Origin of the sequence: Actinocorallia populi (genome assembly GCF_002995495.1) — a bacterium.
Classification (GTDB): Bacteria; Actinomycetota; Actinomycetes; order Streptosporangiales; family Streptosporangiaceae; genus Actinocorallia; species Actinocorallia populi.
This window is the reverse complement of the sequence record NZ_PVZV01000009.1, coordinates 71088-87033: the sequence shown is the minus strand read 5'-3', so window position 1 is coordinate 87033 and position 15946 is coordinate 71088. Positions and strand designations below refer to the sequence as shown.

Annotated in this window: 15 protein-coding genes; 6 read left to right on the top strand and 9 right to left on the bottom strand. The window is 72.7% G+C overall.

From position 1 onward, the window contains the following. The first annotated feature begins 74 nt into the window (after positions 1 to 74). From C2865_RS31575 to C2865_RS31565, 3 genes are all read left to right on the top strand, one after another. The gene (locus C2865_RS31575; protein WP_106402294.1) at positions 75 to 1190 is read left to right on the top strand and encodes a sensor histidine kinase; all 1116 of its coding nucleotides are present in this window, start codon (positions 75 to 77) and stop codon (positions 1188 to 1190) included. Beyond that, a complete protein-coding gene (locus C2865_RS31570; RefSeq protein WP_106402293.1) occupies positions 1187 to 1849 on the top strand; it encodes a response regulator in 663 nt (220 codons plus the stop codon). The genes C2865_RS31575 and C2865_RS31570 overlap by 4 nt, the downstream gene beginning before the upstream one ends. 100 nt (positions 1850 to 1949) lie before the next feature. Continuing rightward, entirely contained in the window at positions 1950 to 3437 is a 1488-nt protein-coding gene (locus C2865_RS31565) for a DNA-3-methyladenine glycosylase 2 family protein (RefSeq protein ID WP_106402292.1), read from the top strand. Here the strand turns inward: C2865_RS31565 and C2865_RS31560 are convergent. Next, the gene (locus C2865_RS31560) at positions 3394 to 4623 is read right to left on the bottom strand and encodes an MFS transporter (protein WP_106402291.1); all 1230 of its coding nucleotides are present in this window, start codon (positions 4621 to 4623) and stop codon (positions 3394 to 3396) included. The genes C2865_RS31565 and C2865_RS31560 overlap by 44 nt on opposite strands. Before the next feature lie 339 nt (positions 4624 to 4962). Between C2865_RS31560 and C2865_RS31555 the strand changes: the two genes are divergently transcribed. Both C2865_RS31555 and C2865_RS31550 read left to right on the top strand, forming a co-directional pair. Next, the gene (locus tag C2865_RS31555) at positions 4963 to 5694 is read left to right on the top strand and encodes a DUF7873 family protein (protein ID WP_106402290.1); all 732 of its coding nucleotides are present in this window, start codon (positions 4963 to 4965) and stop codon (positions 5692 to 5694) included. A gap of 520 nt (positions 5695 to 6214) precedes the next feature. Continuing rightward, positions 6215 to 7321, top strand: a complete 1107-nt coding sequence (locus tag C2865_RS31550) for an NDMA-dependent alcohol dehydrogenase (protein WP_106402289.1) — start codon at positions 6215 to 6217, stop codon at positions 7319 to 7321. Between the two features lie 92 nt (positions 7322 to 7413). On the opposite strand, the gene C2865_RS31545 is transcribed toward C2865_RS31550, so the two are convergent. The 3 genes from C2865_RS31545 to C2865_RS31535 form a co-directional block, all read right to left on the bottom strand. Continuing rightward, the gene (locus C2865_RS31545; protein ID WP_198653746.1) at positions 7414 to 8244 is read right to left on the bottom strand and encodes an SAM-dependent methyltransferase; all 831 of its coding nucleotides are present in this window, start codon (positions 8242 to 8244) and stop codon (positions 7414 to 7416) included. 364 nt (positions 8245 to 8608) lie between these two features. Beyond that, positions 8609 to 9283: an enoyl-CoA hydratase-related protein gene (locus tag C2865_RS31540; RefSeq protein WP_106402287.1), complete on the bottom strand. Its 675-nt coding sequence runs from the start codon at positions 9281 to 9283 to the stop codon at positions 8609 to 8611. Positions 9284 to 9710: 427 nt separating this feature from the next. Continuing rightward, positions 9711 to 10061, bottom strand: a complete 351-nt coding sequence (locus tag C2865_RS31535) for a DUF1801 domain-containing protein (RefSeq protein WP_106402286.1) — start codon at positions 10059 to 10061, stop codon at positions 9711 to 9713. Positions 10062 to 10141: 80 nt separating this feature from the next. On the opposite strand from C2865_RS31535, the gene C2865_RS31530 reads away from it, so the two are divergent. Further along, a complete protein-coding gene (locus C2865_RS31530; RefSeq protein WP_232835909.1) occupies positions 10142 to 10612 on the top strand; it encodes a MarR family winged helix-turn-helix transcriptional regulator in 471 nt (156 codons plus the stop codon). A 58-nt stretch (positions 10613 to 10670) separates the two neighbouring features. On the opposite strand, the gene C2865_RS31525 is transcribed toward C2865_RS31530, so the two are convergent. The 5 genes from C2865_RS31525 to C2865_RS31505 all read right to left on the bottom strand — a co-directional run bounded on the left by C2865_RS31525 (position 10671) and on the right by C2865_RS31505 (position 15892). Beyond that, complete coding sequence (locus C2865_RS31525; protein ID WP_106402285.1) at positions 10671 to 12842, bottom strand: MMPL family transporter; 2172 nt, start codon at positions 12840 to 12842, stop codon at positions 10671 to 10673. Positions 12843 to 12844: 2 nt separating this feature from the next. Next, positions 12845 to 13078 carry a hypothetical protein gene (locus C2865_RS31520; RefSeq protein ID WP_106402284.1) on the bottom strand — a complete coding sequence of 78 codons (234 nt, stop codon included), beginning with the start codon at positions 13076 to 13078 and terminating at the stop codon, positions 12845 to 12847. 103 nt (positions 13079 to 13181) lie between these two features. Then, positions 13182 to 13850, bottom strand: a complete 669-nt coding sequence (locus tag C2865_RS31515; RefSeq protein ID WP_106402283.1) for a response regulator transcription factor — start codon at positions 13848 to 13850, stop codon at positions 13182 to 13184. Further along, entirely contained in the window at positions 13847 to 14935 is a 1089-nt protein-coding gene (locus C2865_RS31510) for a sensor histidine kinase (RefSeq protein ID WP_232835908.1), read from the bottom strand. Before C2865_RS31510 ends, C2865_RS31515 begins: the two co-directional genes overlap by 4 nt. A 270-nt stretch (positions 14936 to 15205) precedes the next feature. Next, positions 15206 to 15892, bottom strand: coding sequence for a TetR/AcrR family transcriptional regulator (locus tag C2865_RS31505; RefSeq protein ID WP_106402281.1), 687 nt, complete (start codon positions 15890 to 15892; stop codon positions 15206 to 15208). Between the last annotated feature and the right edge of the window lie 54 nt (positions 15893 to 15946).

The window sequence follows — 15946 nt, the reverse complement described above, 5'->3', positions numbered from 1 at the left end:
CGGCGTGTGCGGTAGTCGGATGATCGTCTGCGCGCAGGAGCCGCCCGGGCGGGCGGCCCGGTTAGGGTGCACGCATGGACAGGGGACGGGTCAGCGCCGGGGACTGGTCGGTCGCCGTCGGCGTGGCGGTGGTCCTGCTGGTCACCGGACTGTCCGGGCAGCGCGCCGTCGCGGGTCTCGACCTGCTCGGCCCTGCTCTGCTGGCGGTGGGCGGGCTGGCGTTGGCCGCGCGCCGCCGTGCCCCGGTCCTCGTTCTGGCCGTCGCGGGGCTGTGCGCGGTGGGTTACCAGGCCGTCGGGTTCGACGTGCCCGCCGTCGCGTACCTGTTCGCGGTGTACGCGGCCGTACGGGCGGGGCACCGCACCATCACGGTGGCGGTGAGCGTGGCCGTGCTGGCCGCCCTCCCCCTCGCGGCCCTGGCATCGGGCCTGCACGACACGGGCGAGGCGTTCGCGCAGGCACGGAGCGCCCTCGAAATCGCCTGGCTGATCGCCGCCGGCGCCGCAGGTGAGGCGCTGCGGCAGGCCGAGCAGCGGGCCGACGAGGCCGAGCGCACCCGGGAGGAGACCGCGCGGCACCGCGCCGCCGAGGAGCGGCTGCGCATCGCGCGGGAGCTGCACGATTCGCTCACCCACCAGATCTCGATCATCAAGGTGCAGGCCGAGGTCGCCGTCCACGTGGCCCGCAAGCGCGGCGAACAGGTGCCGGAGGCCCTGCTGGCGATCCAGGCGGCCGGACGCGAGGCGACCCGGGAGCTGCGTGCGACCCTGGAGGCGCTGCGCGACGACGACACCGCCGCGCCGCGCGGGCTCGATCATGTCCCTGAGCTGGTGGAGCAGGCCCGTGCCATCGGCCTGGACGCGACGCTGACGATCGAAGGGCGGCGGCACGACGTGCCGGCCGCGGTGGGCCGGACCGCCTACCGGATCGTTCAGGAGTCGCTCACCAACGTCGCCCGCCACGCGGACGCGGCGACGGCTTCGGTCCGCATCGACTGGCGTCCGGACGTCCTGGCGATACGCGTCGACGACGACGGCAGGGCCGTGCCGGGCGCCGCCCCCGCGCCCGGCGTCGGGCTGCTCGGGATGCGTGAGCGGGTCACCGCCCTCGGCGGCAGGCTGCGCGCCGAACCGCGCGGCGAGGGCGGCTTCACCGTCCAGGCCGAGCTCCCCGTGGACCGGACGTCGTGATCCGTGTCCTGCTGGTCGACGACCAGCCTCTCCTGCGCAGCGGCTTCCGCGCGCTCCTGGACCTCGAGGACGACATCGAGGTGGTGGCCGAGGGCGCCGACGGGCAGGAGGCGCTGGCCCTCGTCCGGGAGCACCTGCCCGACATCGTGCTCATCGACATCCGGATGCCGGTCATGGACGGCATCGAGGCGACACGGCGCATCGCCGCGGACCCGGCGCTGGCCCGGGTGCACGTCGTCATCCTGACCAACTACGGCATGGACGAGTACGTCTTCGACGCGCTGCGCGCCGGCGCCGCCGGATTCCTCGTCAAGGACGTCCTGCCGGAGGACTTCCTGCACGCCGTCCGCGTCGCCGCGCGCGGGGACGCCCTGCTCTCGCCCTCGATCACCCGCAAGCTCATCAACAGGTACGTCTCCCAGCCGCCCTGCGCCGGCATCGGCACCGGGCTGCAGGAGCTGACCAACCGTGAACGCGAGGCCGTCGCCCTGGTCGCCCGGGGCCTGTCCAACGACCAGATCGCCGAACGCATGGTGATCAGCCCGCTGACCGCGAAGACACACGTCAACCGGGCCATGGCCAAGCTCCACGCCCGTGACCGCGCCCAGCTCGTGGTCTTCGCCTACGAATCCGGCCTGGTCGCCCCGCGCGACCGCTGACGCCGGCGGTGCGGGCCGATCGCGTGCGGGGCCCCGGGGGTGTGAGGGTGATGTCGCGGGACCGCCAGCCCGGGCCGGGGGGCCGGGGCATGCTGGGCGCATGCATGAAGACGTGGAGCGGTGCGTCCGAGCGGTGCGGTCCAGGGACACGCGGTTCGACGGATGGTTCTTCACCGCGGTGCTGACGACCGGCATCTACTGCCGGCCCAGTTGCCCCGTGATGCCGCCCAAGCCGGAGAACATGAGCTTCTACCCCAGTGCGGCGGCCGCCCAGCGGGCCGGATTCCGGGCCTGCAAGCGGTGCCGGCCCGACGCGGTTCCCGGTTCGCCGCAGTGGAACGAGCGGGCGGACCTGGCGGGCCGCGCGATGCGCCTGATCAAGGACGGGATCGTCGACCGGGAGGGCGTGACCGGCCTGGCGGCCCGGCTGGGTTACTCCCTGCGCCAGGTCGAACGCCGGCTGCAGGACGAGGTCGGCGCCGGGCCCGCCGCGCTGGCACGGGCGCAACGCGCCCAGGCGGCGCGGCTGCTCATCGAGACCACCGCGCTGCCCATGGCCGACGTGGCCTTCATGGCGGGATTCTCCTCCGTCCGCACCTTCAACGACACCGTGCGCGCGGTGTTCGGCCTGTCCCCCACCGGGCTGCGTCACCGCGGCCGCCCGGCGGACGTCACCGGCACGGTCTCCCTGCGGTTGCCGTTTCGTGCCCCCCTGTGCCCGGACAACCTGTTCGGGCACCTGGTGGCCACCTCGGTGCCGGGCGTGGAGGAGTGGCGTTCGGGGACCTACCGGCGCACCCTGCGCCTGCCGCACGGACACGGCATCGCCGAGCTCCGGCCCACCGGCGCCCCGTACGTCCAGTGCTCGCTGGCCCTGTCCGACCTGCGCGACCTGACCACCGCCATCAACCGCTGCCGCCGCCTGCTGGACCTGGACGCCGACCCGGTGGCCATCGACGAGCTGCTGGGACGCGACCCGGTCCTCGGCCCGCTGGTCCGCGAGAACCCCGGCCGCCGCATCCCGCAGACCGTCGACGGTGCGGAGTTCGCCATCCGGGCCGTGCTCGGGCAGCAGGTCTCCACGGCGGCCGCTCGTACGCACGCCGCACGCCTGGCGGCCGCGCACGGCGTTCCCGTCACGGACGCCGGTGGCGGGCTCACCCGCGTGTTCCCCGCTCCGTCCGACCTGGCCGACCTCGATCCGGCCGCTCTGGCGCTGCCGCAAAAGCGCAGGAGCACCCTCGTCGCGTTGATCGCCTCCCTGGCTTCGGACGACATCGACCTGGGCGCGGGCGGCGACTGGCGGGAAGCCCGCGCCAGACTGGAGGACCTGCCCGGCGTGGGGCCGTGGACGGTGGAGACCATCGCGATGCGCGCGCTGGGCGATCCGGACGCCTTTCCCGCCACCGACCTCGGCATCAGGCGGGCGGCCGGCGAGCTGGCCCTGCCGGCCACCCCCGCGGCCCTGGTCCACCGCGCCGCCGCCTGGCGGCCGTGGCGCGGCTACGCGGCGCAGCACCTCTGGGCCGCGGGCGGCCACCCGATCAACGAGATGCCCACCCGTGACGTCGTAGCGGCGCCCCGGTGAGCCACACGGCCAGGACCGTGAGCGCGGCGGTGGCACCGCCCAGGACCATGACCGCCGACGGGGAGGCGCGGTCCACGGCCAGGCCTCCGGCCAGCGCGCCGAGCGAGATCGTCGCTTGGAAGGAGGCGGTGAACAGCACCGAGGCCGCTTCGGGTGAGCCCGGGGCCGCCTTGGCGAACCAGGTCTGGGAGGAGACGGGGACGGCGCCGTAGGCGACGCCCCAGACGACCAGCAGGACGGCGGCCCCGACCTCCCAGCGTCCCAGGACCGGCAGCAGCAGGGCGGCGGACGCGATCAGACCGGCGGCGAGGCCGAAGACGGCCCGCGGGCGGCGGGCCACCGCCGCCCCGCCCAGGAAGTTTCCGGCGATCCCCGCGGCACCGTAGACCAGCAGGAAGACGGTGATCGACCCGGGACCGGCGCCGGTGACCTGCTCCAGGAACGGGGCCACGTAGGTGTAGGCCCCGAAGTGCGCCAGCACGATCAGGAAGGTCAGCAGCAGCGCGAAGCGCGTGCCGGTGCCGCGGAGCATGCCGCGCAGCACGCTCAGGCGGGTGGCACGGACCGGCGGCAGCGGCGGCATGACCAGGAGCAGCATGGCCAGCACCCCGAACGCCAGGACGCCCATGACGGCGAACGCCGCACGCCAGCCGGCCAGGTCGCCGATGAGGGTGCCGGCCGGCACGCCGAGCACGGAGCCCAGCGGCACCGCGGAGAAGATCACCGCTGTGGCGCGGCCCGCCGACTCCGCGGGCACCAGGCGTTCGGCCAGCCCGGCGCCGATCGACCAGAAGCCGCCGATGACGACGCCGACGACGACGCGGGAGACCAGGACGAGCCAGTAGTCCTGCGCCACCGCGGCCAGGAGGTTCGCCGACGCGAGCAGGAACATGAACACGCACAGCATCAGCCGGCGGTCCGCGCGCGCGGTCGCCACGGTGACCACCGGTGCGGAGACCGCCGCCAGGAGTCCGGGCATCGTCATCATCAGCCCCGCCATCCCGTCGGAGACGGTGAAGTCGGCACCGATCCGGGTGAGCAGGCCGATCGGCAGGATCTCGGTGGTGACGATCGAGAAGATGCCCAGCATCACCGCGACCACGGCGAGCCGGCCGGAGCGCGGGGTTCGGGCGGGCGGGCCGGCTCCGTCCGGCGGGTGCGCGGTGGCGGTGTTCGTCGAGGTCATGGATTCCGTCCTGTGGGGAGCCTGCCGTTGCGCGATCAGTTCAACAGGCTCCGCACAGCCGAAGCTGGCCGATCCGCGACATCACCCTCGCGGCACGGGGTGATGTCGCAAATCCGCCACGGGACACCGCACCGGGGAGGGGCTCGCCATGCCCCCAGCGCCCCCCGTTCCCGAAGCGCGACTCTGACCCCGCGGCGCCCTCGGCGTCACGCCGGGGTCGCCTGGAGTCACGATGGGCGGTCTGGACTTCCTCGGCGTTCTGTACTGAATTCCGGGAGCCTGCGCCTTCCGTCTTTTTATTCAAAGGAAATCCCGGATGCCGGGCAGTATGCTCGCCGGGTGTCCAAGTTGAACCAGATCATCGCGGTAGAAAAGGGGACCAAGTCCCGAACTCAGCGTGACCTGACCGACGCCTACCACCGGCTCCAGAAACCCGCCCTCCTGTCCGGAATCTCGCGGACTTACCAGCCCAACGACGACGAGGGCGAGACCCTGCCCCCGGAGTCGGCCAGGGTCCAGGTCCGGGCGGAGGACGTCCTGCGGGAGGCCGGTGTCGCCCTGTCGCGGCTGTTCGACGTGGTCGCCACCAAGGACTGGGCGAACTGCGAGGCGCGCGCGGACGTCACCGTGGACGGCCGGACCCTCCTGTCCGACGTTCCGGTCACCTACCTGCTGTTCCTCGAGAAGCAGCTCACCGATCTGCAGACCCTCATCGGGAAACTGCCGGTCCTGGACGCCGCCGAGACCTGGACCTTCGACGAGTCCGCGGACGTGTGGCGCACGGAACCGGTCCGCACGACCCGGACGAAGAAGGTCCCGCGGGCCCACGTCCTGTACGAGGCGACGGACAAGCACCCCGCCCAGGTCGAGACCTACACCGAGGACATCGTCGTCGGCACCTGGACCAAGGTCGGCTTCTCCGGCGCCATGCCGGCCAGGCGCGTCAACGAGCTGCGCGAGCGCGTCGAGAAGCTCATGGCGGCGGTGAAGTACGCCCGCGAGGAGGCGAACGGGATCGAGGTCGCCGACCGGCAGGTCGGGGACGCGGTGTTCCGCTACCTCTTCGCCTGATCGAGGACTCCCCCGCTGGAGCGCGGGGGTCCGGGCCGAAGGGCCCGGAAAGCTGAGGATGAGGCTCAGTCTGAACGGTGGTGACAGTGCAGGTTCGAGTCCTGCCCCCGGCACTCCTGCCGGGGTGGCCCAATCGGTAGAGGCAGCCCGGTCAATCTCAGGCTCTCGCTCCAATCTCAGCAAGCACCGCTCATCGCCGGATCGACCGGACGGGGACGGAGCACGGCGGGTTGCCGGTTCAAATCCGGCCCGCGCCTCCACATGGCGCGGTAGCTCAACCGTAGAGCGCGCCGTCATCACGGATGATCCCCGTCCTTAAACGCCGCCGGCGTGCCAGAAGAGCGGACAAAAGGGCCCCGGGGCTGGGTAGCTCCCCGGGGCCCGCCGCGTTCTCCGGCGTGCCGCGCAGGCGGTCGCACGCGGTCCGCGGGGGATGAATGAGACTCGAGTCTTGTCATACATCATCCATGATTCGTATGGTGTGTGACAGCTGTGACCCACCCCCGAGAGGACGAACACGATGAAGACCAAGGCCGCGATCCTGTGGGGACAGAACGAGAAGTGGCAGGTCGAGGAGGTCGAGCTCGACCCGCCCAAGGAGGGCGAGGTCCTGGTCAAGCTCGTCGCCACCGGGCTGTGCCACTCCGACGACCACCTGGTCACCGGTGACATCCCGATGCCGCTCCCGGTCGTCGGCGGCCACGAGGGCGCCGGCGTCGTCGTCCAGACCGGACCCGGGGTGACCCAGGTCGCCGAGGGCGACTCGATCGTCTTCAGCTTCATCCCGTCCTGCGGCCACTGCTCGTACTGCGCGCGGGGCATGCAGAACCTGTGCGACCTGGGCGCGCACCTCATCAACGGCCCGCAGCTGGACGGCACCTACCGCTTCCACGCCCGCGGCCAGGGCATCGGGCAGATGTCCCTGCTGGGCGCCTTCGCCGAGTACACGGTCGTCCCGATCGCCTCGGTCGTCAAGGTCGACAACGGCACCCCGCTGGACAAGGCGGCCCTGATCGGCTGCGGCGTGCCCACCGGTTACGGGAGCGCCGTGCGGACCGCCGAGGTGCGGGCGGGCGAGACCGTCGTGGTGCAGGGCATCGGCGGCATCGGCGCCAGCGCCGTCCAGGGCGCCCGCATCGCCGGAGCGCGCCACATCATCGCCGTCGACCCGGTGGAGTTCAAGCGCACCAAGGCCCTGGAGCTGGGCGCCACCCACGCCGTGGCCAGCGTCGAGGAGGCCGGTCCCCTGGTCGTCGAGCTGACCCGCGGCAACATGGCCGACTCGTTCATCATCACCACCGACCGCGCCGAGAGCGCCTACATCGGCCCGGCCCTGGACCTGGTCACCAAGCGCGGCAAGGTCGTCGTCACCGCCGTCGCCAACTTCGCCAACGCCGAGATGAGCGGCAACCTCTTCATGCTCACCATGCTGGAGAAGCAGATCCGCGGCTCGCTGTACGGCTCCTCCAGCGGCCACCACGAGATCCCCCGCCTGCTGGAGCTCTACAAGACGGGCCAGCTCAAGCTCGACGAGATGATCACCAGGGAGTACACCCTGGAGGAGGTCAACCAGGGCTACGAGGACATGCGCAACGGCGAGATCCTCCGCGGGATCATCCGCTTCTGAGGCCCCGCGGACACCGGCACGCCTCGACGGCCGTGCGGCGGACCCGCCGCACGGCCGAGGCGGGCCGTGCGCAACCGCGATCGGCGGCCGCCTCACCGGCCGGCGAGGCGGCCGACTCCGGCGAGGATCGCCGACCTGGCCGGCCGGACGTCGCCCGCGGCCGGTGCGGGCTCCGCCGTGCCGGCGGAATCGGGCCGCCATCGCCAGGCGGGGACGATCCCCGGGTCCAGCAGGTCGCAGCCGGCGAGCAGGCCCGCGATCTCGTCTCTGGTCCGGTAGGTCAGCGACGAGGCCGAGTTCCGGTAGGTGTTCCTGACGAGGTCCGCGCGGCCGGTGTCGGCGTTCTCGGCGTTGACGTGGGAGAGGGCCAGGTAGGAGCCCGGCGCGAGCCGGTCCAGGTAGCCGGCGAGGAGCGGCGCCAGGTCGCCCTCGATGAAGTGCAGGACCGAGATCATCATCAGCCCGACCGGCCGGTCGAAGTCGATCAGCCCGGTGAGCGCGGAGTCGGCGAGCAGCCCGTCGGGATCGCGGAGGTCCGCGGTGATCACCCGGGTGAGGCCGTTGCCCTCCAGCAGGGCCCGCCCGTGCGCGAGCACGATGGGGTCGTTGTCGACGTACACCACGCGGCTGCCGGGGGCCGTCCGCTGGGCGACCTCGTGCAGGTTGTCGACCGTGGGCAGCCCGGACCCCAGGTCGACGAACTGGCGGACGCCCCCCTCCCGCACCATCGCCGCGGTGGCCCTGCGCATGAAGGCCCGGTTCTCCGCGGCAATCCGGGGGGTGTCGGGGAACAGGGCGATGACGCCGTCGGCGGCCTTGCGGTCGACCGCGTAGTTGTCCTTGCCGCCGAGGTAGTAGTCGTACATGCGCGCCGAGTGCGCTGTCGTGGTGTCGATGTCCGGGATGACGCTCTTGCCTGACACGGGGGGTTCCTTGCGTTCGCCAGCGGGGTGAGCAGCGGAATCGGGCGGGGGGCGGGAGACACGGGTGAACAATGGCGCTGAAACTGCCGCCATAGACGTTTCGCGCCTGTCGCACAATACCGGATCCCGGAATTACCCCACGGTCGAATTCCCCACTTCGGCCGATCCCCGGGGTGACGCTTTCCCACCTATGAAATCGTGGGAAATAGGAAGTTTTCGGCAAGGTGGGAACAGCACCCAAAGTCCTGCAAACCCAGGCATAAGCAAGCATGAACGAAATATCGAGCACGCCGGACGGGGGGCCGCCCCGGAGTTCCTCCCCGGGCGGCCCCGGACGCGGCCCCGCAGGGCCGCGTTCCGGAGGCTACGCCTGGTTCATGTCGCCGAGGTCGCGGAGCGCGTTGAGGGCGGGGGCGAACATCGTCGACTTGATCGCGCCCAGCGTGGGGCGGTCCTTGTCCGCCAGGGGGCGCACCCATGCGGCGGCGGTCTCGAGCAGGCCGGCCGCGTCGGCGACGCCGTCGACCAGGCCGAGCTCCCGGGCCTGGAGCCCGTCGAAACGGCGTGCGGTCGTCATCGAGGCGATCGCCGCGGCAGGGGTGATCTTGGCCTGGATGAGCGCGGCCATGCCGGGGGTGAAGGGGGTGTTGACGTCGGCCTCGGGGAAGCAGAAGTGCCCGTGGTCGGCCCGCATCAACCGGAAGTCGTGGGCCATCGCCAGCATCGCGCCGACACCGAAGGCGTGGCCGTTGACGGCGGCCATCGTGGGGACGGGCAGGGCGAGGAAGCGGGCCAGCAGCTCGTGGATCTCGGTGATGTAGGAGGCCTGCTCCCCGCTGTGCTCGCCGAGCCACTCCAGGTCGATCCCCTGGGAGAAGAACTCGCCGGTCGCGGTGGTGACGAGCGCGACCGGGCCCGGTTGCGCGGTGACCTCGTCCAGCAGGACGTTGACGTGCTTCACCAGGTCCGGGGAGAGCCGGTTCTCGCCGTCGCCCAGGTCGAGCACGAAAACACGATCTTCCTGTCGCAGTTCTGGCATTTTCCTCCTTCGCGGGAACAGGAGGAAACGCGGTGGGCACGGCGTGCCTCTCCCCCTGTAGGCCTTGTCCCTTCCCCGGAACCGGGCACAGGACACATCGCTCCCCGGAGGCCTCCCCCACAACGGGCGCGGGGCCGGCAGCGCCTGCACCGCCGCGCATGGGCCGCAGGGCGCTCGCGGCGGGCCGTTCAGGCCGGTGGCCGGGCGTCCTGCCGGAGGGCGGCGCAGGCGAACGCGGCGAGGGTGCCGTCCCGGGTCCCCCTGCTGGGCGGCCGGACGCTCTCCTACCAGCGCCGCCGGTCCGGTCCGTGACGCGGCTCCGCGCTTCAGGGGGACACAGGCGGCGGGCCCGGCGGAGACCGCCGGGCCTGTCGTCGTGTCAGGGCCGTCGGCCCTTTCTGCACGCCTTGGGCGTCGCCGCCCGCGCCTAGGCCCGGTCGAGGGCGACGGCCTGGGCGATGTAGTCGCGCAGGGCGGGGGCGTCGAGGGCGTCGGGGGTCTTGATCTTCACGTGGCGCGTCTTCTTTCCCACGCCCTGGAGGTGGCCGTGGTCGTCGGCGAACTCGGCGCCGCGCTCGAAGGCGAAGGTGATGTGGGTCTTGCTGGCGCTGATGATGGCCAGGATCTTCTCCCCGCGCCAGGCGGGGGATCCGTAGCTGATCCCCTCCGCGGCGTCCGGGGCGCATTCGGCCATCAGGGCCCGCAGCGCCTCGACGGTCGGGCGGTGCTGCGGCAGGACCTTGGCCTGGACGTACTGGTCGACGGCTTCGCTGGTCACGGGTGCTCCTTCGGGGCGGGGATGTCCGGGGAGTTCGACTGAGAACAATGTATAATCACGATTGTTGATAGTCAAGCTTCGTGACTAGATTGGAGGCCGCCATGGCCGACACCGCGCGAGAGGCGGATCTGGGCATGCTGGTCGGGCAACTCGGGCGCTCTGTGCAGGAGGAGCTGTTCGCGCGGCTGGCCGAGCAGGGCCACCGCCACGTACGGCCGCGGCACGGCACCGTGCTGGCGTTCCTGCCCCCCGACGGCGCCCGTGCCACCGAACTGGCCCAGCGCTCCGGCCAGCACAAGCAGATCGTCGGGGTGATCGTCGACGAGCTGGTCGAACTCGGCTACGTGCGCCGCGAACCCGATCCGCGCGACCGGCGGGCCAAACTCGTCGTCCCCACCGAGTCCGGACTCGACGAGATCGACAAGGCCCGCGCCATCCTGGCCCTGATCGAGCAGCGCCACCGCCTGGAGCTGGGCGACGACGCCTACCGGACCTTCAAGACGGCACTGGAGCGCGTCGCCCGCGCCCAGCGCTCCTGGCAGCAGCCCTGACCCGCCCGGCGGCGCCCGTCTCCGCGGAGACGGGCGCCGCCGGGACGCCTCGACGGGCTCAGGCCCTCGGCTCCGGTTCGGCCGCGGCCGGCTCCCGTACGGCGGGGGCGGGTTCCTGGCGCTCCAGCTCGACCTTCGGCAGGAGGCGCGCCAGCGGGGAGGGCAGCCACCAGGCCCGGGTCCCCATGAGCTGCATCGCGGCCGGGACGATCAGGCAGCGGATGACCACGGCGTCCAGGAGGACGGCGGAGGCCAGGCCCAGGCCGAACTGCTGGAGCATGCGGTCGGGGCTGAGGACGAAGGCGGCGAAGACCACGATCATGATGGCCGCGGCGGCGGTGATGACCTTGCCGGTGGCGGCGAGGCCGGCGCGGACGGCCAGGGACGGGTCCCGGGTGCGCTCCCACTCCTCGTGGATGCGGGAGATGAGGAAGACCTCGTAGTCCATCGAGAGGCCGAACACGATCGCGAAGATCATGACGGGGAGGAAGGCCTCGATGGGTCCTTCGGGAACGCCGAACCAGCCGTGCTGGAAGACCAGGACGATGGTGCCCAGGGCGGCCGCCACCGAGAGCAGGTTGAGGAGGGCCGCCTTGACGGGGATCAGCAGCGACCGGAAGACCACCAGCAGGAGCAGCGAGGACAGCCCGACGACGACCGCCACGAACAGCGGCATGCGCGACGCGACGGCGTCCGCGAAGTCCTGGGTGGCCGCGGTCGGGCCCCCGACGAGGTAGCGGGCGCCGTTCTCCCGGGCGAGCGGGGGCAGGACGTCGTCGCGGAGGCGGTGGACGAGGTCCGCGGTGGCCTCGTCCTGCGGAGCGGTGTCGGGGAAGGCGATCAGCGTGTGCAGCCTCCCGTCCTCGGTGGGCCACGGCGGGACGGTCGCGGCGATGCCGTCGGTCCGCTCCAGCACGGTCCGCAACCGCAGAGCCGCGGGCTCGCCGCCCTGGACGACCAGGACGAGCGGGCCGTTGAAGCCGGGCCCGAAGCCTTCGGCGAGCAGGTCGTAGGCCTGCCTCGTGGTGCTCTCGGGCGCGTTGTTGCCGGCGTCCCCGAACCCCAGGCGCAGGCCGAGCGCAGGCGCGGCCAGCGCCAGCAGCGCGGACACCGCGACCAGCAGTGCGCTCAGCGGGCGGCGCTGCACGGCTCCGGCGAGCGCGTGCCAGCGGCGCCCCTCCCGGCGGCCCCTGGCCTCGGCCTTGGCCGCGCTCCTGCGGACGTGGCGTTCGATGCGCCCGCCGAAGAACGCCAGCAGGGCGGGGAGCAGGGTCAGCGAGGCGGCCATGGTGACCAGGACGGTCAGGGCCACGGCCAGCGCGACGCCCTGCAGCGAACCGAGGCCGAGGACGACCAGGCCGAGCAGCGCGATGATGACGGTGCACCCGGCGAAGAAGACCGTCCGGCCCGCGGCGTCCAGGGCGGTACGGGCGGCGGTCCGCGGGTCGTCGCCGTCCAGGAGCTGGTGCCGGTAGCGGTAGAAGATGAGCAGCGCGTAGTCCACGCCGACGCCCAGGCCCACCAGCATCATGATCGGCGGGGTGAAGTCGGCGATCGTGAAGACGTGCGAGGCCAGGGTGATCAGGCCGAGCGCGCCGCCCACCGCGAAGATCGCGGTGATCAGCGGCACCGCCGCCGACAGCAGCGAACCGAAGAGCAGGACGAGGATGACCAGCGCGGCGAGCATGCCCGCCCCCTCGGCCGCCCCGCCGCCCGACTCGGCCGCGTTCTGCACGGGCCCCCCGCCGAACTCGACGCGCGTCCCGTCCCCGGCGGCCGAGCTCGCGGTGTCGATGAGCTCCCTGACGTCCGCCGCGGGCACGTCCTCGGACGGGGCGTCGAGGGCGACCGAGGCGTACCCGATGGTGCCGTCCCCGGACAGCGCCCCGTCGTACGGGCTGCGGACGTCGGTGACGAAGGGCAGGCCGCGCACCGCCGTGAGCATCCGCTCGACGTGCGGCCGGTCGCCTTCGAGCCCGCGGTCGTTCTGGAGGACGATCTGGATGCTCGCGCCCGCCTGCTCCGCGCCGTGCCGCTCCATCAGCTCCAGGGCCGCCTGCGAATCCGTGCCCGGGAGCGAGAAGTCGTTCTGGTAGGCGCCGCCGACCGCCTGGGATCCGGCGGTGAGCGCCGCCACCGTGAGCACCCACAGGAGCAGAGCGCTCCAGCGGTGCCGCTGCGCCCAGGAAGCCATCCGTCCCGGCAGTCCCGTCGTCGCACGTGTCGCCATGGCTACCGGCCGCCCTTCCGCCGTGCGAAGCGGAAGGACACCAGGCAGCCCAGCACCGCGCAGACCGCCGGCACCGCGACGATCAGGGCGACCGGTTCGCCGTCCCGCGCCGGAGTCCGCCCGAGGGCGACCGCGAGGAGGGCCGCGGCCGCGTCGAGCAGGAGGAAGCCGGCGGCCCCGCCGGCCAGCAGGCCGACGAGCCCGGCCCTGACTTGGACATGAGGTGGTGTCTGCATGCCGCCCAGCGTCGGCGCAGGGCTCCCGCCGCGGCATCGGCCTGGAGCCGACACCCGCGCTACTCCCCCGGTCGTACGGCGCGGGCCGCGGGTACTCCGGGAGTCAGCCGCCGAACCAGCCGGGCCGCACCATGCCCGACTCGTAGGCCAGGACGACGAGCTGGGAGCGGTCGCGGACGGCCAGCTTGGTGAGGATCCGGCTGACGTGGGTCTTGGCGGTCGCCGGGCTGAGGACCAGGCGGGCGGCGATCTCGTCGTTGGTCAGCCCCGCGGCGACGAGCTCCATGACCTCGCGCTCCCGCGCGGTGAGGGCGTTGAGGGCCGGGGCGGGCGCCGGCGGCTTGACCCGACCGGCGAACTCGGCGATGAGCCGGCGCGTGACCGACGGGGTGATCAGGGCGTCGCCCCGGTGCGCCGCCCGCACGGCGTGGAGCAGCTCGTCGGGGTCGGTGTCCTTGAGCAGGAAGCCGCTGGCGCCCGCCCGCAGCGCGCTGTAGACGTAGTCGTCCAGGTCGAAGGTGGTCAGGATGACGACCCTGACGCCGTCCAGCCGCGGGTCGGCGGTGATGCGCCGCGTCGCCTCCAGGCCGTCGGTGCCGGGCATGCGCACGTCCATGAGGACCACGTCCGGGCGCGTTTCCCGGCAGGCCGCCACCGCCTGGTCGCCGTCCCCGGCCTCGCCGACCACCTCGACGTCGTCCTCGTCCTCGAGGATCGACCGGAATCCGGCACGCACCAGACGCTGGTCGTCGGCCAGCACCACCCTGATCATCGACGTGCTCCGTTCTCGTGGGGGAAGCGGGCCCGCACCGTGAAACCACCGCCCTCGCGGGGGCCCGCGGTCAGGTCTCCGCCCAGGGCGCGGGCGCGTTCACGCATGCCCATGATGCCGGTTCCGGTCGTGTTCTCCGCAGGGCCCCGCCCGTCGTCGGAGACCTCCACCGCCACCAGGCCGGGCGCGTGTTCGACGCTGATGACGACCTCGCGGGCCCGGGCGTGGCGGGTGACGTTGGTGAGGGACTCCTGCACGATGCGGTAGGCCGCCAGGTCGACCTCGGTGGGCAGCGGGACGGGCTCGCCGGTGACGCGCGTCCGCACCTCGAGCCCCGCGACGCGTGCCGACGCCACCAGGTCGCCGATCCTGTCCAGGCCCGCGGCGGGCGCGGTAGGCGCCTCCTCGCCGTCCCTCCGGAGCAGGCCGAGGGTGGACCGCAGCTCGCGCAGCGCCTCCCCGCTGGCCTCCTTGACCGCTCCCAGCGCCTCCTCGGCCTGCGCGGTGCCGCGTTCCGGGTACCGCGTGAGCCGGCGCAGCGCCGCCGCCGACTGGACGTTGATCAGCGACAGGTGGTGGCCGACGACGTCGTGCAGCTCGCGGGCGATGCGCAGCCGCTCCTCGGTGGCCGCCCGCTGCTCCCGTTCCAGCGCGTACGCCTGGTGGCCGTACCGCACCCAGCCGACCGCGACCACCGCCACCAGCCAGCCGACCAGCATGAACAGGGCGACGCCGTTGACGTCCTCGTTCCCCGACAACGTCCCCGCGCCCGTCAGGATCACGGCCAGGGAGGCCAGCCCGATGGCCGCCCACAGATGCCCTTCGGCCGCGACCCAGTACAGCGCCACGATGAACGCGACCAGCAGCGGCCCGTCATAGGCGCTCACGAGGTAGTGGCAGATCGTGGCCGCCAGCACGAAGAAGGCGACGGCGACGGGCCTGCGGCGGCTGAAGTACAACGCCCCGCACACCGCCGCGAGCAGCACCCAGCACAGGATCGTGACCACCCAGGCCTCGTGCCTCGGCCCGATCAGCGACCGCAGGCTGCCCACCCCCACCAGGACGAACACCAGAGCCGCGACCACGCCATCCGCTCCCCGCCCCCAGGACCGGCCCCGCAACCGAAGACCTCCGCTCACCATGAACGCCAGCCTACGAACCCCCGGCCCGCCCGGCGTCCCCCGCACGGCCTGTCTCCGCTCCCCGGCCTGTCGACCACGGCGGTACGACACCCCCGCCGCCCGCGACCCGCGGAGTACGAACGCCTGGTTCGTCTGCGGGCTCCGGCCTGCAGAACCATCCCGCGTTCGCCTCTCTCCGCTGAGGAGGCGGCGCCTTCGGGCGGCCTTCGGCGGTCAGGAAGCCGACGGGTGGGCGTGGTGGGCCGTCGAGGCCTCCGGATGCGCTTGCTCCAGGGCCTCGCTGCGGGCCAGGAGTGCGGGGTAGTCCACGGCCACTCCGTGGAGGAGGGTCTCGACGACCTTTTCGGCCTCGGTGTCGCTCATGTGGCGGCGGCCGAACAGGGCTCGGTAGTGGACCAGCGATCCGAAGACGTCGAGCAGCTGCTCCCGGTCGGTGTCGGGGCGCAGGTCGCCGCGGGCGACGGCGCGGTCGAGCGTCTCGCCGACCGCGCGACGGGACGGTTCGATGACGGTCTCCAGGTAGCGCGCCTGGAGTTCCGGGTCGGGTGCGCACTCGGCGTACAGGGAGCTGAGCACGTCCGGGCGGATCGTCCGGTAGGCGGCGAGGAAGACGTTGAAGCCCTCCGCCAGGTCGCACAGCGTGCATCCGGTGTCCGGCGGCGCGGGCACGTCCAGCCGTGACGCGATCGCGGCGAGGGCGAGCCGCGCGCGGCCCGCCCACCGGCGGTAGATCGCCGGACGCGAGGTGCCGGCCCTGCGGGCGACCTCCTCCAGCGTCAGGCCGGGGTAGCCCGTCTCGGCGAGCACCTCCAGCGTCGCCGCTATGACGGCTTCGTCGATATGGGGGTCGCGGGGGCGGCCCCCGGCCCCGCGGGTGGTGGAACTGCGCCGGCTCGCCATGGTCTTCAGCCTACAGTTATGTTACGTTGCGGCACGGAACATAATCGAGCCGAG

What these genes read in the sequence shown, in the direction of transcription:
- C2865_RS31575 (WP_106402294.1), top strand. Translation starts at nt 75, where the DNA reads ATGGACAGGGGACGGGTCAGCGCCGGGGACTGGTCGGTCGCCGTCGGC.
- C2865_RS31565 (WP_106402292.1), top strand. Translation starts at nt 1,950, where the DNA reads ATGCATGAAGACGTGGAGCGGTGCGTCCGAGCGGTGCGGTCCAGGGAC.
- C2865_RS31560 (WP_106402291.1), bottom strand. Translation starts at nt 4,623, where the DNA reads ATGACCTCGACGAACACCGCCACCGCGCACCCGCCGGACGGAGCCGGC.
- C2865_RS31550 (WP_106402289.1), top strand. Translation starts at nt 6,215, where the DNA reads ATGAAGACCAAGGCCGCGATCCTGTGGGGACAGAACGAGAAGTGGCAG.
- C2865_RS31540 (WP_106402287.1), bottom strand. Translation starts at nt 9,283, where the DNA reads ATGCCAGAACTGCGACAGGAAGATCGTGTTTTCGTGCTCGACCTGGGC.
- C2865_RS31525 (WP_106402285.1), bottom strand. Translation starts at nt 12,842, where the DNA reads ATGGCGACACGTGCGACGACGGGACTGCCGGGACGGATGGCTTCCTGG.
- C2865_RS31520 (WP_106402284.1), bottom strand. Translation starts at nt 13,078, where the DNA reads ATGCAGACACCACCTCATGTCCAAGTCAGGGCCGGGCTCGTCGGCCTG.
- C2865_RS31515 (WP_106402283.1), bottom strand. Translation starts at nt 13,850, where the DNA reads ATGATCAGGGTGGTGCTGGCCGACGACCAGCGTCTGGTGCGTGCCGGA.
- C2865_RS31505 (WP_106402281.1), bottom strand. Translation starts at nt 15,892, where the DNA reads ATGGCGAGCCGGCGCAGTTCCACCACCCGCGGGGCCGGGGGCCGCCCC.